At 55.1% G+C, this 24,016-nt stretch carries 22 protein-coding genes; 9 read left to right on the forward strand and 13 right to left on the reverse strand.

What is annotated here, in order from left to right; all coding sequences use genetic code 11:
* Positions 1-7: 7 nt before the first annotated feature.
* The 8 genes from KUO20_RS12140 to KUO20_RS12175 all read right to left on the reverse strand — a co-directional run bounded on the left by KUO20_RS12140 (position 8) and on the right by KUO20_RS12175 (position 6,260).
* A complete protein-coding gene (locus tag KUO20_RS12140; RefSeq protein WP_235040114.1) occupies positions 8-967 on the reverse strand; it encodes a DUF368 domain-containing protein in 960 nt (319 codons plus the stop codon).
* On the reverse strand, positions 964-1,641 hold the full coding sequence (locus tag KUO20_RS12145) for a protein-L-isoaspartate(D-aspartate) O-methyltransferase (protein ID WP_235040115.1): 678 nt from the start codon (positions 1,639-1,641) through the stop codon (positions 964-966). The genes KUO20_RS12140 and KUO20_RS12145 overlap by 4 nt, the downstream gene beginning before the upstream one ends.
* Positions 1,628-2,374 carry a 5'/3'-nucleotidase SurE gene (surE, locus tag KUO20_RS12150; RefSeq protein WP_235040116.1) on the reverse strand — a complete coding sequence of 249 codons (747 nt, stop codon included), beginning with the start codon at positions 2,372-2,374 and terminating at the stop codon, positions 1,628-1,630. The genes KUO20_RS12145 and surE overlap by 14 nt, the downstream gene beginning before the upstream one ends.
* A gap of 92 nt (positions 2,375-2,466) precedes the next feature.
* The gene (gene truD, locus KUO20_RS12155; RefSeq protein ID WP_235040117.1) at positions 2,467-3,498 is read right to left on the reverse strand and encodes a tRNA pseudouridine(13) synthase TruD; all 1,032 of its coding nucleotides are present in this window, start codon (positions 3,496-3,498) and stop codon (positions 2,467-2,469) included.
* The gene (gene ispF, locus KUO20_RS12160) at positions 3,491-3,979 is read right to left on the reverse strand and encodes a 2-C-methyl-D-erythritol 2,4-cyclodiphosphate synthase (protein ID WP_235040118.1); all 489 of its coding nucleotides are present in this window, start codon (positions 3,977-3,979) and stop codon (positions 3,491-3,493) included. Before ispF ends, truD begins: the two co-directional genes overlap by 8 nt.
* The gene (gene ispD, locus KUO20_RS12165; protein ID WP_235040119.1) at positions 3,979-4,701 is read right to left on the reverse strand and encodes a 2-C-methyl-D-erythritol 4-phosphate cytidylyltransferase; all 723 of its coding nucleotides are present in this window, start codon (positions 4,699-4,701) and stop codon (positions 3,979-3,981) included. The genes ispF and ispD overlap by 1 nt, the downstream gene beginning before the upstream one ends.
* Positions 4,698-5,036 (reverse strand): cell division protein FtsB, encoded by a 339-nt coding sequence (gene ftsB, locus KUO20_RS12170; protein ID WP_235040120.1) that lies wholly within the window; start codon positions 5,034-5,036, stop codon positions 4,698-4,700. Before ftsB ends, ispD begins: the two co-directional genes overlap by 4 nt.
* A gap of 75 nt (positions 5,037-5,111) precedes the next feature.
* Positions 5,112-6,260, reverse strand: coding sequence for a GNAT family N-acetyltransferase (locus tag KUO20_RS12175; protein WP_235040121.1), 1,149 nt, complete (start codon positions 6,258-6,260; stop codon positions 5,112-5,114).
* A gap of 160 nt (positions 6,261-6,420) precedes the next feature.
* On the opposite strand from KUO20_RS12175, the gene KUO20_RS12180 reads away from it, so the two are divergent.
* The 4 genes from KUO20_RS12180 (at position 6,421) to KUO20_RS12195 (ending at position 13,125) form a co-directional block, all read left to right on the forward strand.
* Entirely contained in the window at positions 6,421-7,776 is a 1,356-nt protein-coding gene (locus tag KUO20_RS12180) for an aldehyde dehydrogenase family protein (protein ID WP_235040122.1), read from the forward strand.
* Positions 7,777-7,887: 111 nt separating this feature from the next.
* Complete coding sequence (locus KUO20_RS12185; protein ID WP_235040123.1) at positions 7,888-10,509, forward strand: GAF domain-containing protein; 2,622 nt, start codon at positions 7,888-7,890, stop codon at positions 10,507-10,509.
* Positions 10,506-12,272 (forward strand): EAL domain-containing response regulator, encoded by a 1,767-nt coding sequence (locus KUO20_RS12190; RefSeq protein ID WP_235040124.1) that lies wholly within the window; start codon positions 10,506-10,508, stop codon positions 12,270-12,272. Before KUO20_RS12185 ends, KUO20_RS12190 begins: the two co-directional genes overlap by 4 nt.
* Complete coding sequence (locus KUO20_RS12195) at positions 12,262-13,125, forward strand: MurR/RpiR family transcriptional regulator (RefSeq protein ID WP_096278465.1); 864 nt, start codon at positions 12,262-12,264, stop codon at positions 13,123-13,125. Before KUO20_RS12190 ends, KUO20_RS12195 begins: the two co-directional genes overlap by 11 nt.
* A 33-nt stretch (positions 13,126-13,158) precedes the next feature.
* Here KUO20_RS12195 and KUO20_RS12200 read toward each other — a convergent pair whose 3' ends face one another.
* Together KUO20_RS12200 and KUO20_RS12205 are read right to left on the reverse strand one after the other, a co-directional pair.
* Complete coding sequence (locus tag KUO20_RS12200; protein ID WP_235040125.1) at positions 13,159-13,515, reverse strand: RidA family protein; 357 nt, start codon at positions 13,513-13,515, stop codon at positions 13,159-13,161.
* Between the two features lie 81 nt (positions 13,516-13,596).
* On the reverse strand, positions 13,597-14,085 hold the full coding sequence (locus KUO20_RS12205; protein WP_235040126.1) for an Lrp/AsnC family transcriptional regulator: 489 nt from the start codon (positions 14,083-14,085) through the stop codon (positions 13,597-13,599).
* 241 nt (positions 14,086-14,326) lie between these two features.
* Here KUO20_RS12205 and KUO20_RS12210 point away from each other — a divergent pair, with 241 nt between their 5' ends.
* The 4 genes from KUO20_RS12210 (at position 14,327) to KUO20_RS12225 (ending at position 17,879) form a co-directional block, all read left to right on the forward strand.
* On the forward strand, positions 14,327-16,018 hold the full coding sequence (locus KUO20_RS12210) for a 2-isopropylmalate synthase (RefSeq protein ID WP_235040127.1): 1,692 nt from the start codon (positions 14,327-14,329) through the stop codon (positions 16,016-16,018).
* A gap of 114 nt (positions 16,019-16,132) precedes the next feature.
* Positions 16,133-16,525 (forward strand): fluoride efflux transporter CrcB, encoded by a 393-nt coding sequence (gene crcB / locus KUO20_RS12215; protein ID WP_235040128.1) that lies wholly within the window; start codon positions 16,133-16,135, stop codon positions 16,523-16,525.
* Positions 16,522-16,920 carry a fluoride efflux transporter FluC gene (locus KUO20_RS12220; RefSeq protein WP_235040129.1) on the forward strand — a complete coding sequence of 133 codons (399 nt, stop codon included), beginning with the start codon at positions 16,522-16,524 and terminating at the stop codon, positions 16,918-16,920. The genes crcB and KUO20_RS12220 overlap by 4 nt, the downstream gene beginning before the upstream one ends.
* The gene (locus KUO20_RS12225; RefSeq protein ID WP_235040130.1) at positions 16,920-17,879 is read left to right on the forward strand and encodes an arsenic resistance protein; all 960 of its coding nucleotides are present in this window, start codon (positions 16,920-16,922) and stop codon (positions 17,877-17,879) included. The genes KUO20_RS12220 and KUO20_RS12225 overlap by 1 nt, the downstream gene beginning before the upstream one ends.
* Positions 17,880-17,932: 53 nt before the next feature.
* Here KUO20_RS12225 and KUO20_RS12230 read toward each other — a convergent pair whose 3' ends face one another.
* Entirely contained in the window at positions 17,933-18,790 is an 858-nt protein-coding gene (locus tag KUO20_RS12230; protein WP_235040131.1) for a universal stress protein, read from the reverse strand.
* Between the two features lie 18 nt (positions 18,791-18,808).
* The gene (locus KUO20_RS12235; protein WP_235040132.1) at positions 18,809-20,299 is read right to left on the reverse strand and encodes a SulP family inorganic anion transporter; all 1,491 of its coding nucleotides are present in this window, start codon (positions 20,297-20,299) and stop codon (positions 18,809-18,811) included.
* Positions 20,300-20,848: 549 nt separating this feature from the next.
* Here KUO20_RS12235 and KUO20_RS12240 point away from each other — a divergent pair.
* Entirely contained in the window at positions 20,849-21,862 is a 1,014-nt protein-coding gene (locus KUO20_RS12240) for an isocitrate dehydrogenase (RefSeq protein ID WP_235040133.1), read from the forward strand.
* On the opposite strand, the gene KUO20_RS12245 is transcribed toward KUO20_RS12240, so the two are convergent.
* Entirely contained in the window at positions 21,859-24,006 is a 2,148-nt protein-coding gene (locus KUO20_RS12245; protein WP_235040134.1) for a heavy metal translocating P-type ATPase, read from the reverse strand. The two genes, KUO20_RS12240 and KUO20_RS12245, sit on opposite strands and share 4 nt — an antisense overlap.
* Positions 24,007-24,016: the final 10 nt, after the last annotated feature.

The raw sequence follows: 24,016 nt of genomic DNA on the forward strand, positions 1-24,016 counted from the left end.
GGAAATCTTACTCCTTTTCAGCGCCAGGCTTGTTATCGATTGGCTGGCGGTCTGCACGTCGATTGAGTAACACCACGATCAGTGCACCAAAAGCCATTAGCGCGACAACGCCAGCTACCTGTGCCGAGGCACCGGTCAATACGGCATAGTCAGCGGGTAATAAATAGCGGTGTTCAAGAGGTATCATTTGTCCTTCGGGACCTATTTGATAACGCAGCAGTTCGCGCCATGGCCAGAGCACCGGTAACGAGCCGACGATAAAACCCAATAGCAGCTGCATGGTTGAAGTGTGATGGCGCCGAAGAAGCCATGATAACAGCCGCGAAAAAAGCGCCAGCCCGACCACACACCCCATTCCAAACAGCACAATAATACCGAGATCCAGGCTACGTATCGCCCCCATGATGGTGCCGTAGAGCCCCATTGTCAGCAATAAAAAGCTACCTGACACGCCCGGCAACAGCATGGCGCTGATGGCGATACAGCCTGCGACCATCACCACCACTGCCTCATTGCCAATCAGCAAGACCAGCGGCATCATGCCTGGCAACGCCTGGGCCAACAATAGGCCAACCAATAGTGGCAATAAGTACCATAACTTCCAGCCACTGCTCGCCTGCCCCACCACTAGCGCCGAAGCCGCCACTAAGCCAAAAAAGAAGCCGTCTAATAGCAGCGGATGCGCTTCCATCAACCACAGCGCTAAATGTGCGACGCTAAACAGGCTGATCCCAACCCCGGCTAACAGTGGTACTAGAAAGGCCAGATTCAAATGCACACTTAGGGCTCGCCAGCCCCCTCGCCGCCATACGCCGATAGCGCTTGGGCTAAACCGCTTGATCGTTTCAATCAGCTCTTCATAAATTCCGCTAATAAAGGCAATCGTGCCTCCCGATACGCCGGGAACCGCATCGGCGGCGCCCATCCCAGCACCACGCAAAAATATCCCCCAGGGTCGCCGCTTCAATCCACTACTCCTTGCAGTAAAGGTACAAAACGAACGGGTTCAAGCCGACGTTTTTCAAAGGCACCACCAATTCGCTTTACCTGGGTAAGCCACTGGCTGCCATCGGGTTCTTCTAACGGCGCAATCAGTACGCCGTCGTGAGTCAACTGCTCTAATAATGAAGCGGGCAACGTTTGCGCGCAGGCGGTGAGCAAAATAACGTCAAAGGGAGCAACCTCGGGCCAGCCGTAACCCCCGTCGGCGACCGCCAATGTTGCCGGTGCTGCTAGCCGACGCAAACGCTCTACGGCACGTTCATGCAGTGCATTAATACGCTCAATGGAATACAGCTGCTCTACTAAGCGCGAGAGTATTAATGTTTGGTAGCCAGAGCCAGTGCCCAGTTCCAACACGCGACGCGGCGCTGCGCGCAGCACAAGCTCCGTCATGCGCGCCACAATCCATGGCTGCGACAACGTTTGCCCGTAGCCAATCGGCAGGGCAGTGTCTTCATAAGCGCGGTGAGCCAGCGCCTCATCAACAAACAGATGACGCGGCTCATTCGCCATCACATCCAGCACCCGGGCATCATCGATCCCTTGCTGCATAAGGCGCTCAACCATTCGGTCACGCGTACGCTGAGAGGTCATTCCACGACCGCGCAGCTCATCGGGTAATAAGTTAGGCAAAAACATTCAACCAATTTTGAACATCGTTTAGCGCGAGGTGACGCGTAAGATCGGTTTGCAGCGGCGTAATCGACACATAGCCCGCTTCTATCGCAGCAAAGTCGGTATCTTCACCGTCATCCGCATTCGCCGACACGGGGGCGATCCAGTAGCGCGTCCGCCCACGCGGATCCTTTACTTCTAACGGCTTATCTGCCGGTCCGCGATACCCTAAGCGCGTCACCTTCACACCCTTAATATCTTCCCAGGGTATGTCGGGCACATTAACGTTGAGCAGCGTACGGGGTGGCAGCGAAAGCTGCTCCGCCGCGCCTATCAGCGTGGCGGCGACTCTTGCGGCCGTAGCAAAATGGCGTTCGCCGCATAGCGATATCGCAACCGCCGTCATACCCAGGTTACGCCCTTCCATGGCGGCTGCGACCGTTCCTGAATAAAGCACGTCGTCGCCAAGATTACTACCGTGATTAATGCCTGCAATCACTAAATCAGGCTTTTGCTCCCATACGCCGTGCACACCTAAGTAAACACAGTCTGCGGGCGTACCATCGACGCTATAAAAGCCATTGTCCAACGCTGTCAAAGAGAGCGGCCGCGACAGCGTGAGCGAATTACTCGCGCCACTTCGGTCGCGATCAGGCGCCACGACGCGAATATTAGCGTGGGCCAGCAGCGCATCATGCAACGCACGCAGGCCGGGGGCATGGACACCGTCATCATTTGAAAGCAGCAGTCGCCGCATTGTAGCTCTCCTCGATATACCGGCAATGGCCGCCGTTCAATTCGCAACGCTTAATTTGTAATGCGTAAGTCACAACGTTCAGTTCATCGCCATCAGCTTGCCGCGATCAGTTCACTCAGCACCGCGGTAGCAAAACTTCCCCGCGGCAATGCAAAGGAAAGCCGAACGGCCTCGGCTTCCCACGTAAGCTGTGGCTCTAATAACCGCATCCGCAGCGCACGGCGGGCTTGCTTTACGCCACTTCGTTCCAACCCTTCACAAAGCGCCGGATATTGCTGCAACAGCCGTGACTCGTAGCCGGCGACCTCGCCCTGACTAGGCTCGCCAACGCCCCACAAAATTCCAGTGGGATGAACATCTAACGCGGCGGCACGCGCACTCAGCGTGTCATCGGTTTGGTCAATGCTAAACACGCTTTGCGTACCGTCCAGCATGAGGGTGTCGCCTGCAAGAGGCTGACGCCAAGTGCCATCCGCCAAGCGTTCGCTGAGCAGCTGGTTAAATAAGAAACTGCGTGCGGTAGAAAGCATCATACCCTGCCGATCGTCGCGCTTTCGCCAACCTCGGTTAAGTAACGCTTCGGCACGCTGAAGGTTGCGACCCTCAGGACCAAAGCGCTGGGGGCCGAAATAGTTAGGCACGCCATGCTGGCAAAGCGTTTCCCAGCGGCGGGTAAAATCTTCCTGATGAATCGCCTCACCGCTGATCCGCAGCACGAATCTATTGGTGCGATGAACTCCACGCTTGAGTTTACGCGGATGGCGCACCTGCTCGACGACCGTAACGCCCAGCGAATTAAGCGATTGTTCCAGATCCGCCGGCGCATCGCGACCCGGCAGGTGCACGCTTAGCCATTGGCGCGTCACGGCAATGCGGTCTTTCATACCGGAATAACCAATATCGCGGGGCGTAACGCCGCACAGCCGACTCAGCGTATTGACGACGTCTAACGTCGTTTGATTACGCTTTTCTACTCTCAGCCAAAGATGCTCGCCATGCGCTTCTGGAATAAAATCAAGCTGCTCATCTACCCAGAAATCTTCTGGCTGAGCGCGGTACTGACCTGGCTGCGGGGGGCCGAACTGAGCATCAAGATAGCGCTGCCATGTCGGCATATTAATCATTAAGCGTCTCTATTCGATTTAGCAGCACCACGGCTTCCGCAGCGATGCCTTCGCCGCGCCCGGTAAAACCCAGCCGTTCGGTGGTGGTGGCTTTAACGTTAACCTGGCCAAGCGCAATATTAAGGTCGCTTGCGATAACGGCGCGCATTGCCTCGATATGCGGCGCCATTTTGGGCGCCTGTGCCATCAGCGTGGCATCAAGGTTAACCACGCCATAGTCCTGCCCTCTCACAAGCCCGACCACATGGCGCAGCAGGTCACGACTATCAGCGCCTGCCCAGGCGGGGTCGGTATCCGGAAAGTGGCGACCAATATCACCCAGTGCGCACGCACCCAGGAGTGCATCGCTAATGGCGTGTAGCAACACATCGCCATCGGAGTGGGCAACAAAACCATGCTCAAACGGCAGTTTTACGCCGCCTATCATTAGGTGGTCGCCGGGGCCGAAGCGGTGTACATCAAATCCATGGCCAATACGCATTACAGGCACCTTTCTGACGTTTCATCGGTTTGGGAGGCAAGCGCCTGGGACGCAATGATCGCGGCAGCCAGCGCTAAATCATCCGGATGCGTGACTTTCAAATTATCGCGCCGGCCGCTGACCAATTGAGGGCTTGCACCCAGCGCTTCAACCGCCGAGGCTTCATCGGTCACGACCGTGTTGTGGCGGCGAGCCGTTTCCAAGGCACGCAGAAGCAAGGCATAGCGAAATCCTTGAGGCGTCAGCGCATGCCATAGGCCATCACGAGACTCGGTGCGAACGCTCAGGCCTTGCTGATTACCACGTTTCATGGTGTCGGCAACGGGCATCGCTAGCAGTGCACCGCCGGGATGATTGGCCGCGGCGCGATAAAGTGCCAGTAAGTCACCGTGCGTGATACAGGGGCGCGCCACGTCGTGCACCATCACGATATCGTCACCCTGAGCCTCGATGGCATGCAGCGCATTCAATACGCTGTCCATCCGCTCACTGCCGCCCGACACGCGCTGCCAATCGGCAAACGGCACCAAATCTGGGGCAAACCAGCGGTCGTCATCATCAAGGCACAGCACCAGCCGAGCGCTTGGAAATGCGCCATGCAGGCGCTTTAGCGTATGCGCCAGTATCGGTTGGCCGGACAGCGTTAAATACTGCTTGGGTTTACTGGCGCCCATCCGGCGACCCTGGCCCGCGGCAGGCACTATCAGCCACGTTTGACTCACGGAGGCGGCTCTTGCGGAGCGATTAAGCCGGCGTTAATGCCAATCAGCTCATTTTTGATCGCCACACCGGGCACCCAGAAAAACTGCTCGTCGGTACGCACCATCCCCATATCGCTGCGCGCCCGCTCTTCGATAGCATCCAGACCGGTTTTTAAATCCGTCACCTCAGCCGCAAGCCGCGCATTGCGCTCACGCATGGGCAGATTGGTCGCTTCCTGTACCGCTACTCGCTGCTCTACATTCTGCAAATCTCGCCAGCCGCCGTTGCCCAGCCATAGCTCATATTGAAGCAGTGCTACTACTGCGAGCAGCGCCATCACTAGCCATTTACGCATCGCTGCTCTCCTCTGTAAGTCCGCTAAATTTAAAACGCATTATGCCATTAAGGGGCAACACCAGCGAGCCGCCGTTTATTTAAATGGCAGCGCATCATGAGCCGCCTCGCGGTAGGCGCGCACCTGCTCACCCTCTTCGTGGCAAAACTGCCCAACGGCTGCGGCAAGCCCTGGGTGGCTGATGTAATGCAGTGAGCGCACTCGCTGCGGTGTAAAGCCGCGCACGAGCTTGTGCTCGCCCTGGGTACCAGGATCAAATAGCGTCAGGCCGTGCTGCAAGCAGTACTCGATGCCCTGGTAATAACAGGCTTCAAAATGCAGGCAGTCAGCAACGACCTCGCTTCCCCAGTAGCGCCCGTAGAGCGAATCGGTGCCACGAAAATAGAGCGCCGCCGCGACCGGGCGCCCTTCACTGTGCGCCTGAACTAATACCAGCGCGTCCGGCATGGTTTGGCGCAGGCGTTCAAAAAAATCATGATTGAGATACGGCGCGCGTCCACGCTCGTGGTAGGTCATCGTATAGCAGCGAAAGAAATGCGCCATCGCCGCTGGCGTAATGGCATCACCTTCTAGCCTTGTCACGCTTAAGCCCTGGTCTGCGACCAGGCGTCGCTCACGCTTGATCATCTTGCGCCGCTTGGAGGTGAGCGTCGCAAGAAAGCCATCAAAATCACCAAAGCCTCGATCGCGCCACTGAAACTGCACGCCTTCACGAGTGATGAGATCAGGACACTGCGCCTGCCAGGCAGTGACATCAGCCTCATTGGCAAATAATAAATGCCAGCTGGAAAGCGCCTCACTCACGCACTGCTCACGCCACGCCTGCGCCAAAAAAGCACGTATTGCACCGGCATCAACCTGCTTAGCGATCAGCGTACGAATCCCCGGCACTGGCGTGAACGGCACGGCACTGAGTGCTTTAGGATAGTAGCGGCCACCGGCGCGCTCTAAGGCTTCCGCCCAGCCCCAATCAAATACATACTCACCGTAAGAATGATGTTTACGGTACATCGGCATCGCTGCGACTAGCTGCTCATCCTGCCAGACGCTCAGGTGACAAGGCTCCCAACCCGTCGCCATGCTGACGGAGCCACTGGCCTCTAAAGCGTGTAAAAAAGCGTGGCGCAAAAATGGCTGATCGTTATCTACCAGTGAATCCCATTGGCTTGCCGTGACGGCCGCCATAGTGGGTAGAATGGTGAGCGAAAGCGGGCGTAACGACATAGCATCTCCGGTGAGTACAGGGCTTGCAGAGCGTGCAGGGCTAGCGCACTGTCCACTCTGCAAGCCCTGGCCTGCGCCACTTTACACTAACTGTTTAGATGGACGCTTTATATGAACAGTTTAATCACTCCACGCCGAAAGCGGCGCACAAGGATGGGCCATGACGCGCGATCTAACGGATTATTTTCAAACGCAGCGCCAAGCTGCGGACCAACTGCCCTACCCGACGCTAAAAATTCGGCGTGATCGGCTAGCACGCTTAGCCCGCATGACCAAGCACCATCAGCTAGACATTATACGTGCGATTCAAACGGATTTCGGCCAACGCAGTGACGTCGAAATACGCATGGCAGAAATTAGCGCGGTGCTGCATGCGATTCACTATGCCAGGCGACACCTATGGCGCTGGATGCGGCCAGGCATGGCAAGCATGTCGTGGCGGCTGCTACCCGCTCGCGCACGCATTGCGCCTCAACCGCTGGGCGTGATTGGCGTGATGTCGCCCTGGAACTACCCCTGGAGCTTGGCATTAATGCCCATTGTGGACGCCTTTGCCGCTGGCAACGTCGCCATGCTCAAGCCCAGCGAGCACACCGCCAACACCAGCGCTCTGCTTAAGCGCTTAGCCTCGCAATACTTCACGCCTGAAGAACTGTGCGTGGTAGAAGGCGGCGTAGAAATGGCGCGTCGCTTTAGCGAACTCCCGTTTGGCCATCTAGTGTTTACCGGCTCCACCGCCGTTGGGCGCCAGGTAGCCCAAGCCGCCGCGCGAAATCTAACCCCAACGACGCTGGAGCTAGGCGGTAAATCGCCGGCAATTGTGGCCGGCGATGCGGATCTTAATCAAGCCGCCGCTGCGATTATCTTCGGCAAAGGAATGAATGCCGGACAAACCTGTATCGCCCCTGATTACGTGCTGGTTGAAAGCCGTCATCTTAGCGCCTTAGTAACGGCGTTAAGCCATGCGATTGAGCAGCAGCGGCCTAATGATCACGCCGTCACGCATGCGATCAATACGGTTCACCAAGATCGCCACGAGCATATGCTGCAAGAAGCCCGCGACCACGGCTGCAGGATCATTGATCATGGTGCCCATGCACCGGCACTGATTATTGACCCTCACCAAGGGCTGCAGGTCATGCGTGAAGAAATTTTTGGCCGCTGCCTCCCCGTCATTGGCGTGAGCGATATGCCAGCGGCAGTCAGCTACGTCAATGCTCGACCACACCCGCTGGCGCTGTATGTGTTTACGCACGATAAGAGCTTGCAAGAGCAGCTATTGCGCACCACTCGCTCCGGTGCTCTGGTGTTTAACGCAACGCTCCTTCATCACGCGGTGCCTTCTCTGCCGTTTGGCGGCGTAGGCGAAAGCGGTATGGGTGCTTATCATGGCCGTCACGGTTTTGAGCGCTTCAGTCATTTACGCGGCGTGTTTTATCAAGCTAAACGCACACCTAGTCGCATGCTCTATCCGCCGTATCGGCGCTGGCTCATAAAGCTCATTGGGCTGGGCTAAAGCTTATGCGTTAATGACCGATAGTTAATATGGGTTAATGATCGATAGGTAATAGGCTATTGATATAGCGACCTTGTGGTATTTTTACTCATTCACTGCCGCGGAATCATCATGCAAGCCCCCAATACCCCTCATAATGAAACACAGCGTTTGGCGGCTTTGCATGCTCTTCAGGTACTCGACACACCTAAACAGCAAGCGTTTGAGCGTATGACGCAATTGGCCCGCGACCTGTTTGACGTTCCTATCGCGCTGGTCTCGTTAGTCGATAAAGAGCGCCAATGGTTTAAATCACATCAGGGGCTCGACGTCTGTGAAACCAGCCGCGAGCTGTCTTTCTGTGCGCACGCGATTGCCCATGATGCGCCGCTGGTGATTGAAGACACGCTTCAAGATGAGCGCTTTTTCGACAACCCCCTGGTCGGCGACCTCCCGCATATCCGCTTTTACGCAGGCTATCCGCTACGACCAACAAATGGTATGGCGATAGGCACGCTGTGCCTCATCGACAGCCAGCCTCGTCTCTTCAGCGAACGCGATGTAAAGCTACTAGGAAGCTTAGCAGGACAGGTGGAAGAACTGCTTCGCCAACACCAGCTTCAAGCAGAACTAACCCGTACAGCGAGCCACTTTGAAGCACTGTTTACTAAAAGCGCGACTGCCAAAATACGTATTGATCACACGGGTATTATTATTGGCATCAATCCTTTCGCGCTAGCGCTTCTCGGCTATGTAGAAGCCGAGCTAATTGGCCAAAATGTTGCCATGTTAACGCCACCCAACATCGCCGCTCAGCACGACAGTTTTATTTCTCGCTATATCCAAGGCGGCGAACCGACAGTGATTGGCCGCGGCCGGGAAGTCGAAGCGCTGCATAAAAGCGGCCACCATATTCCCGTGCATCTTGCTATCAACGCCATTCACGATGATCAGGGCGCAGTGGTAGAGTTTTTAGGCGTGCTGACCGATCTCACCGGGATTTATGACGCCAACCGCCGAATACGCAAAGAAGAAAATCTGCTTAAGGTGCTCCACCAAGGCATTACCGACTATCAAGCGCTAATGTCGGGTGAGCGCCTGTGGACGTTTCTCATGGAAGCGCTGCGCGAGCTTACCGATAGCGACTACGCATTGATTGGTGAAGTGATGCCCACTGACACCACCAATGCCCTCAAAATTCACGCGATTACCGACCTCTCATGGAGTGAAGAATCTAAACATTTAATGGAGCAGTTGCGCAGCGGCAATATGACGCTGACCAATCCTAACTCGCTGTTAGGTAGAGTATTCGCCTCGGGCGACGTGATTATGACCAATGACGTTTATCGTCATACAAAGCGAGGCGGCTTCCCTTCCGGACACCCGCGTATCGACAACTACTTGGGCGTGCCTATTTTTAACGGTGGCCAGTTAATTGGCATGTTCGCCATTGCCAATAGCAAGCAGCCACTCAATCAGGCGCTGCTCGACTGGCTTCAGCCGTTTACCGACACCTGCGCGCTACTGATCAATCTCTACCGGCAAATGGCCGAACGTGATCAGGTGATGAGCGATCTAGGCGCTGCCCGCGATCTCGCCGAAAAAGCCAACCAAGCCAAAAGCGAATTTCTTTCCTCGATGAGCCACGAGCTGCGCACCCCGCTCAATGCCATCATTGGCTTTTCCCAACTGCTGGGTAAGGCGCGGCGCGACCCGCTGAGTGACAAACAGCAGCGCCAAGTGGGTCAAATAGAAAAAAGCGGCCAGCATCTGCTAAGTTTAATCAATGAGGTGCTGGATTTAGCCCGAATTGAAGCCGGTCATGTGCCGCTCTCCATTGAGCCTATATTGATACAGAACGTGCTTGATGATGCGTGCAGTACGCTTGAAGCGACAATAGAAGCCGCGGGGATTACGCTCACCTGCCTGCCGTTCTCAGAACCATGGTACGTGGCTGCTGACTACACGCGCACGAAACAGGTGCTACTCAACCTGCTTTCTAATGCTATCAAGTACAACCGCCAGCATGGCACGATCAGCATTGCTGCCGAGGCGCTTGATACTGAGCTGCGTATCAGCATTATCGACTCGGGCACCGGCATTGCCATCGAGCGCCAACACGAGCTTTTTGAACCCTTCAATCGCTTGGATGCAGAACACGGCTCTATCGAGGGTACAGGCATCGGGCTCGCCATTACGCGAGAGCTGGTTGAGCGTATGCAAGGGCGCATTGGTGTGACCAGCCACCCAGACATCGGCTCAACGTTCTGGTTTACGCTACCGATTACCGAACGAGATACGTCAGAAGAGCCGGCCTCTGCGTTTAAGAGTGCGGGAGCCAACGCCAGCCTTCAGCATCAGTTTCAGCTGCTTTATATTGAAGACAACCCGGCCAACCAGCGGCTGATGGAAGACATCCTTGAAGAATTCAGCCATGTACGCCTTCAGACCGTTGCCAGCGCTGAGCTAGGGCTTGAGATAATGCGCCACTCTCCGCCCGATTTAGTGCTAATGGATATCCATTTGCCCGGCATGAACGGCTTTCAGGCGCTGGATATCATGCAGCAAGATCCGCAGCTTAAGCATATTAAGGTTATTGCCTTATCTGCTAACGCTATGGAGCGCGATCGTAGCTATGGCCTGGCCGCTGGCTTCAAAGACTACTTAACGAAACCGATTGATATCGACAAACTGACATTAACGCTTAACCATTTTCTTTATGCTGCTGCTATTACGTCTAGGAAGACACCATGACATTCGCTCATAAACATTTACTCATCGTAGATGACAACAGCGTTAACGTTGAGCTATTGCTTGACCTGCTGGATGAGCATGGTTTTGAAAATATTCACGGCGTCAGCGACCCTCGGCTAGTCCTTGCGCACTGCCAGCAACACCTTCCTGATCTCATTTTACTTGATATCCGCATGCCGCATCTGGATGGCTATGCAGTGATTAATCAACTGCACGAGCACTTTGCCCACCGCATGCCGCCCGTGATCGTGTTAACTGCTCAAGTCGACGATCAAACGCGTCATCGCGCCTTAAGCTTAGGGGTGCGGGATTTTATTACCAAGCCACTTAAGCACGACGAGGTACTGCAGCGGATCCGCAACACGCTCAGCCTTGAGCATCGCTACCAGGTACGCGACCATCAGGCGGAAACGCTTGAGCAGATGGTCGCCAAACGCACTAAAGAGCTTGATCGCCAATCGCTGACCGACCCCACGACTCAGCTTCCTAATCGACGTGCCCTGACTCAACGGCTTAAAGAAGCATCAATGGGCGGGGGCGATACGGGCCTATTATTTGTCGCCATTGACCAGTTAGACGACGTCGTGCGGCTGCATGGTTACAGTGTCGCTGACCAGCTGATGGTGCATATTAGCCGCCAGCTTGCCGAATGCCTCAATCAAGGCAGCGAGCTAGGTTTATGGGGTGGCAGCGAGCTTCTGGTGATCGTGAATAGCAGCGAACCGGCACTCCTTCAGCAGCTTGCAGAACAACTGCTGGGTTGCTTTGAACATGACCAGTCTTTTAGTCATTTATTAATACCGCTGAATGCGCGCATTGGCATTAGCTGTTCACAGGCTCGCTTTGAAACGGAACGACTTGTACACATGGCTGCGCTGGCGCTACCTCAGAAAGACTGCCCTCCTATCCAGCATTACTGCGAAGCGCTGGAAGCCCAGCAACGCCACCGCTTGTACCTACAGCAGGCGCTACGCGGCGCCCCCCAGCGCGGCGAGATGTCTCTAGTTTTTCAGCCAAAGCTTTCGTTAACCACCCAGCAAATTATTGGGGCTGAAGCCTTATTGCGCTGGCACCATCCTGAGCTAGGTCACATTTCACCGGCAGACTTTATTCCGCTCGCCGAAGCCAGCGGTGATATCCTCGCGATTGGCGAGTGGGTGCTTGAAGCAACCATGCAGTACATCGTGGCATGGCGCGCCAGCAACCTGTTAAGCGACGATTTTCATATTGCTGTCAATGTGGCGGCTAGACAGCTGGCGCGTAAAGATTTTACCGAGCGCCTGCTAGCGCAGCTGGCCAAACACAATATCCCCGAGCGCTTTATCGCACTGGAAGTGACCGAATCAGGCTTAATGAGTGATATACATAATGCCAAAGCACAGCTTTCGAAACTCTCGGAGGTTAATATTGCCGTTGCTATCGACGACTTTGGCACGGGCTATTCATCGCTGGCCTACATTAAGACCTTGCCCTTCTCTACGTTAAAAATTGATCGCGCCTTTGTGATGGATTTGGCCACCAGTGAGAAGGACCGCCAATTAGCGCGCACCATCACGCAGCTTGCCCACAGCGTGGGCTGCGACGTGGTAGCAGAAGGCATTGAAACAGCAGAGCAAGCGGCATATTTAAGTGCTATGGGCTGTGAAGCCGCACAAGGCTACTTTTACGCCCGCCCGCTGCCGGCTGAAGAATTTGTCACCTGGTGTTCCGCATGGAAGCCGATTTTTTCCACTACTAACACGGAGACCGTTAATGGCTCATGACTTGCTGGACCGCCTACGCGAACGACTGGAAGAGCTCAACCGTTCGGAGCGCAAAGTTGCGAATGTCATTCTTGAAGACCCTACGTTAGCGACCAGCCTTAGCATCGCAAGCTTAGCTCAGTCAGCCAGCGTCAGTGAGCCTACGGTTAATCGTTTTTGCCGCAACTTTGGTGCTAAAGGCTATCCCGATTTCAAAATCAAGCTCGCCCAAAGCCTTGCGGGCGGTACGCCTTATGTCACCCGTGCAGTAGAGCCCGGCGACTCTGCAACCCAATATACGCATAAGATTTTTGGCGCCACGATTGCAGCGCTCGATGAAGCTCAGCGCGAGATCGACATCACCGCCGTAGAGCGCATGGTTGACTATCTTACTCAGGCTAAGCAAATTCATTTTTTTGGTCTAGGTGCTTCTGGCGCAGTTGCCCAAGATGCACAGCACAAGTTCTTTCGCTTTAACCTGCCGGTGATGGCCTACATAGACGTGCTCATGCAGCGCATGGTGGCTGCTGCCTGCCACACCGGTGACGTGGTGGTGATTATTTCCTATACCGGACGCACTCGGGAGCTGGTCGATATTGCTCGTCTGGCACGCGAAGCAGGGGCGGTCGTTCTTGGCATTACTGCCCCCAAGTCGCCGCTGGCGCAAGAGTGTACGGCAACCCTGGACGTCGCTACCCCAGAGGACACCGACCACTACATGCCGATGACCTCACGCGTTATTCAATTAACGCTGATTGACGCGCTAGCCACCGGCGTAACCTTAAGGCGTGGGGAAGACTTTTTGCCGCATCTCAAGAAAATCAAAGACAGCCTGCGAGACACCCGCTTTCCAATCGAAAAAGCGGCAAAATAACTGTGAGCAGCGGTCGTTAGCCGCTAAACGTTATTAGCTCACAGCGGCGGTAACGGTAATTTCAACTTTGAGTTCATCGGCCGGCATCGGTGCGCACACGCAAGTGCGGGCCGGTGCGTAACTTTCTGGCACCCAGGCATCCCACACGTCGTTCATGGCGGCAAAGTCACTGCCCTCTTTTAGATAAATGGTGGCGCTCAGCAGCTGCTCACGACTGCTCCCAATCTCTTTCAACAGTGCATCTACCCGTGCCAGCATGCTTGCTGTTTGGGCCGTAATATCGCCATTACGAACGTCGGGGCCACATACTTGGCCACACAGATACGCAACTCCCTGATGAATAACGGCACGGCTCATGCGGGCTTTCGTATCGTGACGCTGAATAGTCATAGTTAGAACTCCTAACAAGTTGTAAAAAAGCAGTCGAATAAAGCAGTTTAAACTGACGAGCTTGTCATTGACTATGGCTTCTTACCCAAGGCAGTCCGTCGGCACCGGCCGATGCTCAAAGACACGCCTCAGCACAAAGCTGGTATGCGCGCCCATCACGCCCTCAATACGGTTAATCACGTGCAGCAGCAGGTGCTGATAATCGTCCATATCGCGCACTAATAACTTGAGCTGAAAGTCAGCGGCTTGACCGGTAATGATCAAGCACTCAATGACATTAGGAACCTCACGGATGTGGCGTTCGAAGTTATCAAAACGCTCAGGCGTGTGCTGGTCCATGGAAATATGCAAGAGCGCCATTAGCTGATAGCCAAGCTGACGCGCATCGACTTCTGCGCGATACTGGCGTATCAAACCGTTTTCTTCCAGCGCCCGCACCCGGCGTAAACAGGGCGAGGGCGAAAGTCCGATACGATCAGCTAATTCTTGATTACTGATACGCCCTTCCTGCTGAACAATATTTAAAATATGTCGGTCAAAACGATCCAGAGCAAGCGGCGTCACGGCCATAACCAGCATCTCCTGCCAAATATGTATTATTTAAAGATATAAGCTGCCAATTATCCTCTCTACACACACATCTTCGCAACAAACTATCGCCGCAAATCACTTACACTATGTATGCTGCCAAAAGCAGTCACGGCGTCAGCGCAGCGTTTCAGTACCCATGTAATGCCTAGCACCGATGAGCAACGGCTTACGCTACCAGCAGCCGAATATCCATTTAACCGTTACTTTCAGGAAGATCACTATGTCTGCTTTCGATCATCGCAAATATCGCCCTGCCCCCCGCGTTCCCGCCTTCAATCGCCAATGGCCGGATCGTGATCTTGATCATGCGCCGATTTGGGTGAGTGAGGATCTACGCGACGGCAATCAGGCGCTGCTTGAACCGATGACCGTTGAGCAGAAGCAGCGCTTCTGGCACCAGATTGTAAAAGTAGGCATCAAAGAAGTCATGGTAGGCTTTCCTTCGGCCAGCCAGCCCGACTACGACTTCGTGCGCTGGCTGATCGATGAAGATCAAATTCCTGAGGATGTCACCATTGCGGTGCTAGTTCAGTGCCGCGAACACTTAATTGAAAAAACGTTTGCTTCACTAGTGGGCGCAAAACGCGCCATTGTTCATCTGTACAACTCGACATCTACCATTCAACGCGAACGCGTATTTGAAATGGATCGCGCAGGCATTGTCGATATCGCCGTTCAGGGAGCGACGTGGGTTAAAACCTATGCCGATCGCTACCCTGATATTCAGTGGTGCTTTGAATACACCCCGGAAAGCTTTTCCAGCACTGAGATCGATTTCTCGCTGGAGATCTGCGAAGCGGTCATGGATGTATGGCAGCCCACGCCTGATAACAAGTGCATTCTCAATCTGCCCACTACGGTGGAAGTGGCGGGCCCTCATCACCATGCCGATCAGATTGAGTATTTCTGCCAGCACATCAGCCGTCGCGACAGCGTGATCATCTCGGTACATACCCACAATGACCGCGGCGGTGCAGCGGCCTCCGCCGAGCTTGCGCTGCTGGCCGGCGCTGAACGGGTGGAAGGCACGCTGCTGGGTAACGGCGAGCGCACGGGCAACATGGATATCGTCACGCTGGCGATGAACCTTTACAGCCAGGGCATTGATCCTGAACTTGACCTGTCTAATCCTGATGAAATTATTCAGGTGGTCAATGAGTGTACGGGCATTGCGATACATCCGCGCCACCCTTGGGTAGGCGAGATGGTTTACACCGCCTTCTCAGGCAGTCATCAAGATGCGATTCGCAAATCCCTAAAGCATCAAAAGCCCGACGAGCCGTGGCAAGTGGCCTATCTGCCCATCGACCCTCACGACATTGGCCGCGATTATCAGGCGGTCATTCGCGTCAACAGTCAGTCAGGCAAAGGCGGCATGGCGTTCCTGCTTGAGCGCGATTATGGCATTAACCTGCCACGCTGGATGATGCTGGCCCTGGCTCCTTACGTTCAGCAGGAAAGTGAGCAGCGCGCCAGCGAGCTATCAAGTGCCATGGTTCGCCAAGTGATGTTCGATCACTTCACTCAGGAAGCGCCGCTCTCGCTGGGCGATTACCGCCTTTCTAAGGGCCAGCAAGAAGGCATTGAAGTCACGCTGCGCGAGGGTGATAAGCCGCTACTCCTTTCTGGCAAAGGCAATGGCGCGATGTCTGCCTTCACCGATGCGTGGCAAACCCACTCGGGCAGCAGCGTGAGTATTCTCGATTACAGCGAGCACTCGCTGGGTGCCAGCAGCGAGGCTAACGCCATTGCCTTTGTACAGCTGAATATCGATGGTCAGCGACTCTGTGCCGTTGCCGAAGATAGCGATACGGTTAGCGCTTCGCTGAAAGCATTGATTTCAGGCATTAACCTTGCGGCTAACACGGCTGATACCGCGGCCTCTCATCAAACAAAGCGTGAATTGGCTTAGTGATTGTTTGCACTCAGGCGTTAACGTCACGCTCTGTATCAGCGTGTGCATATATCGTCGAACGCGCATGCTAAACTTAGCCGCCTAACCAACGTAGGTGGCTAAGGAGACGCTATGGGGCAGGCCATTGTAAACATGCTGCTAGTGGCACTGGGAGGTGCTGTTGGCGGCATGAGCCGTTTTGCTATTTCCAGCTTGCTCGCTAAGCATTTAGGCAGCGCTTTTCCATGGGGCACGCTGGCCGTCAATTTAAGTGGCTCCATCGCCGCCGGCTGGCTGCTCGGCACGCTTGGCTTGCCGAACGCTGCCGCCGACAACTCGCTCTGGCTGGTCTTAGTGGTAGGCGGGCTGGGCGGCTACACCACGGTATCCTCTTTTAGTCTGCAAACGCTTGAGCTTTGGCAACGCGGCGAGGCAGTGCAAGCCGCCGTTAATATTATGGCCACTGTGCTACTGGGGTTAGTCGGGGTGTACTTCGGCTGGCAGCTAACCGGGGGCAGCGCATGAATGCCATGCAAATGCGCTATCTGGCGGTTGGGTTAGGCTGTGGCATTGGCTGTGCGCTACGCTACGGTGTCTCGCTCAGCGCGTTAGCCACTCTGGGCAGCTACTTTCCGCTTGGTACGCTGGTGGTTAATGTGGCGGGCTCTTGGTTAATCGGCTGGCTGGCGGCGACCGCCACTCGGCGTTCGCATGGGCGTATTGCACGCTGGCAACCGTTTCTTATCGCGGGTTTTTGCGGCGGCTTCACGACTTTTTCGCTGTTCAGCTTGGAAACGCTTCATCTTATCCAAACACACCACGTCACGTTGGCACTACTCTATGTAGCGGTAAGCGTTCCTCTTTGGCTAGGGGCTGCGCTACTAGGCGAGCGAATGGCATCACAAGGGCGCCGCTCATAATGCGCGATCAGATGGAAAAGCATCAGTCCTGGCTATACCTGTTATTTATTGGGTTAGGACTAGCACTTGGCATCGCCGCGCCGAACATTGCCGGGCCCCTTGAGCCATTGCTGTGGCCCTTGCTAGGTGCACTACTTTACGCCACTTTCACGCAAATCCCGCTGCTACACATTGCCAGCAGTGTGAAAGATAAGCGCTTTATGGCAGCGCTGATGATCGGTAATTTTATTGCTATTCCGGCTTTTTTAGCCCTTGTCGTGATGTGGGTTCCGCTTTCTCCCGCCGTGATGGCCGGCGTGCTGCTAGTGCTACTGGTGCCCTGCACCGATTGGTTTATTACCTTCACGCATTTAGGCAGGGGCGATACCGTCCGAGCGGTTGCCGCTACGCCGCTGTTGCTGCTGATACAAATGATCGCGCTGCCTGCGTATCTGTGGCTCTTTTTAGGCCGTGAGTGGTTCCAGCTAGCACTTTCTAAACCGCTGCTCAGTGCCTTTTTCGGTCTTATCCTCCTACCGTTAGCGCTCGCCTGGTTAACCGAGCATATCGCCCAGCGTCAGCCCATCGCCAAACGTGCCGTTCAGCATCTGGGGTTGCTGCCGGTGCCGCTTCTGGCGCTGGTGGTGTTTATTATCGCGGCATCCCAGGTTAATACCGTGATTGGGCTAAGCTCAGTGCTATTACAGGTTGTGTTTATTTTTATAGGTTTTTTAGTCTTTGCGGCACTGCTGGGAAAAGGACTGGGCAGACTGTTTACACTACCGCTCACGAGCGCCAGAACGCTGGTCTTTAGCTTCGGTACGCGCAACTCTTTTGTCATGCTACCGATCGCGCTGTCGCTGCCCAACGCTTGGCAGGCCGCAGTCGTGGTAATCGTATTTCAATCGTTGGTAGAGCTGTTTGGCATGGTGGCCTATCTGCGCTGGGTACCTAGCAGACTGTTGCCAGATCCAAAATAGCGGGCATAAAAAAACCGACCCTCGTATACGCAGGCCGGCTTAAAAAGAACGTTTTAGCGCAGTATTAAAATGGGAATACGGCTGCCGCGTAGCATGGCCGTTGTGGTACTGCCTATTAACAAATGTCGAATACGCGAATGGCCGTAGGCGCCCATGACGAGCAGGTCAATATCGTGCTCTTTTTCATAGACCTGCAGGGTTTTATCCACTTCGCCTGCGCGGATCGCCCCTTGCGCGTCATGACCCGCTTCACGCAGCGTCGCCAGCGCCCAGGCTAACTGAGCGCGATTTTCTGCTGTGTCGGCGCCAACAATCAAAATGTGGCAGACAATGCCGTTAAATAACGGGCTTTTCGCCAGCATCTCGACGCCTTTACAGGCCGTTTTGCTGCCATCAAATGCCATCAGTATCTTTTCTGGCCGCTGATAGGTTTTCGGCACCATCAGAATCGGCCGATGCATTTCACGCACCACCTGCTCAAGATTAGCGCCTAAGTGCCCGCTCGCAGGATGGCTCGCCTCGCCGCGCTTACCTATTACTAGTAAGCGCATCTCTTGTTCCAGGCCGACGAGGGTTTCGACCAGCGTGCCGTTGAACTGCCGAGTAACGGGCGCCGCCACACCGCCGTCAACCGCACGCGCGTTGGCGCTCGCTAACATTTGTTGACCCCGCTCGCGATTCGCTTTAGCGCGCTGCTCATCAGCCGCCGAAAGCTCTTCCAGCAATCGCTCACGGTCGCCAAGATGTAAATTACCTGAGAAATCCTTGCTGTCTGTCACCGGTGAGTGATTGTCGACCACGTGCAGCAGGCTTAAAGGCGATGCCAGCGCTTGGCTTGCCCACACGGCATAGTCACAAACGCCTTCGGCAAACGGCGAGCCGTCAATGGCGGCCATTACTTGATCAGTCATTATGCTCTCCTTGTTGGCTTAGTGGCCGCCCATCAGCTTCTCAACGGCAACCGGATCGTTGTGAATAGCATAGCGGTCAACGACGGTTGCACTCGCTTCAGACAGCCCAACAAGCGCGACGTCTGTGCCCTCTCGGCGAAACTTAATGACAATTCGATCAAGCGCCTGTACAGCGGTCACGTCCCAAAAGTGCGCTCTAGAAAGATCAATTGTGACACTTTCAATGCTTTCCTTAAGATCAAACGCTTTCGTAAAGCGCTCTGAAGAGGCGAAGAACACCTGGCCCACGACCTGATATTCGCGCGACCTGCCTGCATCCGTTTGTTTGGAACCGATATACAGAATATTGCCGACTTTATTTGCAAAGAACAGCGCAGCGAGCAGTACACCCACAAACACGCCGATGGCTAAGTTATGCGTACTGACCGTCACGGCAACGGTCGCCAGCATAACGATATTGGTGCTTATCGGATTCTTTCTAAGATCGCGAATCGATTCCCAGCTAAAGGTCCCGATCGATACCATGATCATCACCGCGACTAGCGCCGCCATAGGAATCTGAGACACCCAGTCCGCCAGGAACACCACCATTAGCAGCAGCACAACGCCAGCAATCAGCGTAGACAGCCGTGTACGACCGCCGGACTTGATGTTGATGACTGACTGACCAATCATCGCGCAGCCCGCCATGCCGCCCATAAGGCCGGCACCAATATTGGCGAGCCCTTGGCCCTTACATTCGCGATTTTTGTTACTCGGCGTATCGGTCAAGTCATCGACAATCGTGGCGGTCATCATCGACTCCAATAGGCCCACCACGCTCAGCATTAGCGCGTAGGGTAAAATAATCCACAGCGTGTCTAGCGTAAGCGGCACGTCTGGCCACAGGAATATGGGCAAGGTATCCGGCAGTTCGCCCATATCACCGACGCTGCGGATGTCCATGCCACTTAGCATATACACAATGGTAAGCACGACGATGCACACTAGCGGAGACGGGATGGCTTTACCGATCATCGGCAAGTAAGGAAACAGGTAGATAATGCCCAAGCCTGCCGCAGTCATGACATAGACATGCCAGGTCACGTCCGTCAGTTCAGGCAGCTGCGCCATAAAAATGAGAATAGCCAGCGCATTGACGAACCCGGTCACCACCGAGCGCGACACAAAGCGCATTAGGTCCGCAAGCTTTAGATAGCCTGCCACAATTTGCAGCACGCCGGTGAGCAGCGTTGCCGCCAGCAGATATTCAAGCCCATGCTCTTTCACCAGCGTTACCATTAACAGCGCCATGGCGCCGGTAGCCGCTGAGATCATCCCCGGCCGGCCGCCGGCAAACGCAATCACCACCGCGATACAGAAAGAAGCGTAAAGGCCAACTTTAGGGTCAACGCCGGCAATAATGGAAAAAGCAATTGCCTCAGGAATAAGGGCAAGAGCAACCACTATGCCTGAGAGCGTGTCGCCCTTGATATTGGAAAACCACTCTTGCTTACGAAAAAGAGCCATGGGCGTCCACCGTTGAGATACTAGATAAGCCGATCCGCTGGCCGAATTGACGCCGCAACACGCGCACAACAAACGTCGCACGGGGGTATTACTAGCGTTATTAACTACGGAATCGAATGATAAAACCCGCCCATTAGGCGGAAAAAAGGCAATAGCGTGCCGCAACGCCTAACAGCAAGATGAGCCGGGGCGTATCGCATGGGGAGGGGAACCTAGGGCGGAGTCATCAGCCCTACAGTGAGTAGCGCCAATACTATCGTTAGGCGAGTCATGTTTGAGCGGGTCATTACCGTTATGCCTAGCTGTTAAGAAAACGCCTACCACTGTTATCTGTCGATAGGCGGCGAAATCTTATCAGTAATTCCCCCTCACTGCACCCGGCATTGCCTGACGCCAGGGTGTCTAAAGGCATAATTGGGCGTACCATGCGCGCTAACAATAACGTATAGAGCTTCAACGACCCATTGACCACTATTCTCGTTGACGCAGCACCGACGGTTATTTAATGGGTGCTGCTGATAAATCTGCCAATATAAAGAGGAACGTAACATGAGCCAATCTATTGCAGTCATCAAGGGCGACGGCATCGGCCCCGAAATTATGGACGCCACGCTGCGAGTACTCGACGCCTTAGATTGCGGCTTAACCTACCAACATATTGACGCTGGCCTAGGCGCGCTCGAAAAGCATGGCAGTTTGATTCCCCAGGCATCACTAGATGCTATCGAAACACACGGCATCGCGTTAAAAGGCCCGCTGACCACGCCGATTGGTAAGGGCTTTTCGTCGATCAACGTTCAACTGCGCCGCCACTTTGATCTGTATGCTAACGTGCGCCCGGCTATAAGCTTTCCAGGCACTCGCTCTCGCTACGACGGTATCGATATGATTACCGTGCGTGAAAACACCGAAGGTGCCTATCTCGCCGATGATCAAGAAATGATCGACGATGGCAATACCGGCATCGCAGTGATTAAAGTGACCCGCAAAGGCTCTGAGCGCATCGCACGCTATGCCTTTGAGCTGGCCAGGAAAAACGGCCGCAAAAAAGTCACCGCGGTTCATAAAGCCAATATCATCAAAACCAGCTCAGGGCTGTTTCTGGACGTAGCGCGCGCGGTTGCTAACGAGTACCCCGAGATCGAATTCCAGGAGATGATTGTCGATAACGCCTGCATGCAGCTGGTGATGAATCCGCATCAGTTTGATGTCATTGTCACCACGAATCTGTTTGGCGATATTCTTTCAGACCTGTGCGCCGGACTAGTGGGCGGTTTAGGCCTGGCACCCGGGGCCAACATTGGCGAGAAAGCGGCGATTTTTGAGGCTGTACACGGCTCAGCGCCGGACATTCAAGGTAAAAATATCGCCAATCCCTGTGCTCTACTGCTGGCTGCCGCTCAGATGCTTGATCATCTAGGTATGAATGAAAAAGGCGACGCGATCCGCCTGGGCATTCGTACCGTGCTGGAGACGCGTCGCGATATGGTCACTCCCGACCTGGGCGGAACCGGCACCACCGATTCGTTCGCCCAAGCGCTGGTGGAGTATGTTCAGCGCTAGCTGATGTCGTTAAAGCGATAGCGCAATAAGTACAGCGCATTGAGGGTAACCAGAACGGTTGCCCCGGTGTCAGCCATAACGGCAACCCACATGCCGGTAATACCCAGCGCGGTAGAAACTAGAAAAAATGCTTTAAAACCAAGTGCCAGCGCCACATTGGTTTTGACGTTGCGCATGGTCGCCCGTGAGAGTGAGATCATTTCAGCAATCCCAGTGACACGGTTTTTAAGCAGCGCGGCATCGGCGGTTTCAAGCGCTACGTCGGTGCCACTGCCCATGGCAATGCCCACCTCAGCCGCCGCGAGCGCCGGCGCATCGTTAATACCATCGCCTACTTTACCGACCGGCCCCAGCCCTTGGGCCTGCCACTGGCGCACTCGCTGAGCCTTATCTTCGGGCATCAGCTCGCCTTCAGCCTCAATTCCCAGCTGTTCACCGATGGCAGCCACCGTGCGGACATTGTCACCACTGAGCATAACGACATCCACGCCCAGGCGCTCTAGTGCTTGGAGGCCCTTACGCGCATCTTCGCGTGGCTCGTCGCGTAAGGCGATTAAACCTAAGGGCCGCTCATTCTGCACCAGCACGGCAAGACTTTTGCCCTGGGTTTCCAGCGCCTCGATACGCGCATCCCAACCGCTGGGGCGGGTAGCAAAGCGCTGCAGATAGCGGGGGCTCACCAGCATTAATTCTCGCCCTTCTACCTGTCCGGCTACGCCCTGCCCTGATAGGGCGTGTCCCGCCTGAACCGCGGGTATCAACACGCCCTGTTGCCGGGCATAGTCACCAATCGCGACGGCGAGCGGATGGCTCGACCCTTGCTCAAGCGCGGCGGCTAGGCGTAAAACATCGGCACCATTACTTTCAGCGTCAAGCCCTTCCACATCCGTGACGCTAGGCGTTCCCGCGGTAAGCGTGCCGGTTTTATCCAGCGCTACTCGCTTGAGCTTGCCTAGCTGTTCCAGCACCGCACCGCCTTTCATTAATAGGCCGTTTCTTGCGCCCACCGACAACCCCGCGGCAATCGCCGCAGGGGTTGAAATCACCAACGCGCACGGGCAGGCGATCAACAGCAGGGCTAGCGCACGATAAATAGACTCAGACCACAGCATAGACGAGACAAGCGGCGGCACAATCGCAACCAACAGCGCCACGGCGACGACGGCAGGCATATAGAAAAAGGCAAAGCGATCAATAAAGCGCGCAACCGGCGCTTTAGCCGCCTGAGCTTCTTCCACCAGCTTAATCACGCGGGCAATGGTGTTATTTTCAGCGCTGCGGGTTACCTCAACTTCTAGCACGCCATCAAGGTTCACAGTGCCGGCAAAAACTGACTCGCCCTCCTCCCGCTCCCGCGGCATCGACTCCCCGTTTACCGGCGACTCATCGATATGCGAACGGCCAGCGACAATGTTTCCATCGCAGGGTAGACGGTCGCCGGGGCGGACTTGCACCCGCTGGCCGGGCATAAGCGAGGCAGCGGAAACCTCACGCGCTTCACCTTGCTCTAATAGGCGCGCGGTAGAAGGGGTTAGCTTTGAGAGCGCTGAAATACTGCGCCGCGCTTGGGCCGCGGCAACGCCTTCCAGCATCTCGCCCACCGCAAACAGAAACACCACGACGGCGGCTTCGGCGGCGGCGTTGATCGCTAATGCCCCCAGCGCGGCAATGCTCATTAGCATTTCAATGGTGAAAGGATTGCCTAATCTGAGCGCTTGCCACGAACGCTGCACAATTGGCACAAGGCCGACAACGGTGGCCGCTATAAAGGGCCATGTGCCTAAATCAGGCCACATAAACTTCAGCACCCACGCCAGCGCCAGCAAGGCACCACTAACGATCACTAAACGCCCTTTGGGCGACTGCCACCAGGGAGTAGATTCACCAGCGTCATGAGCCGCACTCGTTTCGTCAATGATGCGGTAGCCCAAGGCCGTAATCGTTGACTCAATCTCGTGGTGTGAAAGAACGTCGCCGTCTTGAGCGGTCAACTGAACCGATCCCGCCACGGCGCTAGCCGAGACCGACTCAACGGAACCTAAGCGCTTTAACGCTGACTCCACCTTACGCTCACAGCCACCGCAGTCCATGCCTTGCACGCGCATGGTGATCGTTTGATTTTTAGCTAATGGGGTGTCACTCATCGCATGGTGC

The sequence above is a fragment of the Vreelandella profundi genome, assembly GCF_019722725.1.
GTDB classification, from domain to species: domain Bacteria; phylum Pseudomonadota; class Gammaproteobacteria; order Pseudomonadales; family Halomonadaceae; genus Vreelandella; species Vreelandella profundi.

What these genes read in the sequence shown, in the direction of transcription:
- KUO20_RS12145 (WP_235040115.1), bottom strand. Translation starts at nt 1,641, where the DNA reads ATGTTTTTGCCTAACTTATTACCCGATGAGCTGCGCGGTCGTGGAATG.
- surE (WP_235040116.1), bottom strand. Translation starts at nt 2,374, where the DNA reads ATGCGGCGACTGCTGCTTTCAAATGATGACGGTGTCCATGCCCCCGGC.
- truD (WP_235040117.1), bottom strand. Translation starts at nt 3,498, where the DNA reads ATGATTAATATGCCGACATGGCAGCGCTATCTTGATGCTCAGTTCGGC.
- ispF (WP_235040118.1), bottom strand. Translation starts at nt 3,979, where the DNA reads ATGCGTATTGGCCATGGATTTGATGTACACCGCTTCGGCCCCGGCGAC.
- ftsB (WP_235040120.1), bottom strand. Translation starts at nt 5,036, where the DNA reads ATGCGTAAATGGCTAGTGATGGCGCTGCTCGCAGTAGTAGCACTGCTT.
- KUO20_RS12175 (WP_235040121.1), bottom strand. Translation starts at nt 6,260, where the DNA reads ATGTCGTTACGCCCGCTTTCGCTCACCATTCTACCCACTATGGCGGCC.
- KUO20_RS12180 (WP_235040122.1), top strand. Translation starts at nt 6,421, where the DNA reads ATGACGCGCGATCTAACGGATTATTTTCAAACGCAGCGCCAAGCTGCG.
- KUO20_RS12185 (WP_235040123.1), top strand. Translation starts at nt 7,888, where the DNA reads ATGCAAGCCCCCAATACCCCTCATAATGAAACACAGCGTTTGGCGGCT.
- KUO20_RS12190 (WP_235040124.1), top strand. Translation starts at nt 10,506, where the DNA reads ATGACATTCGCTCATAAACATTTACTCATCGTAGATGACAACAGCGTT.
- KUO20_RS12195 (WP_096278465.1), top strand. Translation starts at nt 12,262, where the DNA reads ATGGCTCATGACTTGCTGGACCGCCTACGCGAACGACTGGAAGAGCTC.
- KUO20_RS12200 (WP_235040125.1), bottom strand. Translation starts at nt 13,515, where the DNA reads ATGACTATTCAGCGTCACGATACGAAAGCCCGCATGAGCCGTGCCGTT.
- KUO20_RS12205 (WP_235040126.1), bottom strand. Translation starts at nt 14,085, where the DNA reads ATGGCCGTGACGCCGCTTGCTCTGGATCGTTTTGACCGACATATTTTA.
- KUO20_RS12210 (WP_235040127.1), top strand. Translation starts at nt 14,327, where the DNA reads ATGTCTGCTTTCGATCATCGCAAATATCGCCCTGCCCCCCGCGTTCCC.
- crcB (WP_235040128.1), top strand. Translation starts at nt 16,133, where the DNA reads ATGGGGCAGGCCATTGTAAACATGCTGCTAGTGGCACTGGGAGGTGCT.
- KUO20_RS12220 (WP_235040129.1), top strand. Translation starts at nt 16,522, where the DNA reads ATGAATGCCATGCAAATGCGCTATCTGGCGGTTGGGTTAGGCTGTGGC.
- KUO20_RS12225 (WP_235040130.1), top strand. Translation starts at nt 16,920, where the DNA reads ATGCGCGATCAGATGGAAAAGCATCAGTCCTGGCTATACCTGTTATTT.
- KUO20_RS12230 (WP_235040131.1), bottom strand. Translation starts at nt 18,790, where the DNA reads ATGACTGATCAAGTAATGGCCGCCATTGACGGCTCGCCGTTTGCCGAA.
- KUO20_RS12235 (WP_235040132.1), bottom strand. Translation starts at nt 20,299, where the DNA reads ATGGCTCTTTTTCGTAAGCAAGAGTGGTTTTCCAATATCAAGGGCGAC.
- KUO20_RS12240 (WP_235040133.1), top strand. Translation starts at nt 20,849, where the DNA reads ATGAGCCAATCTATTGCAGTCATCAAGGGCGACGGCATCGGCCCCGAA.
- KUO20_RS12245 (WP_235040134.1), bottom strand. Translation starts at nt 24,006, where the DNA reads ATGAGTGACACCCCATTAGCTAAAAATCAAACGATCACCATGCGCGTG.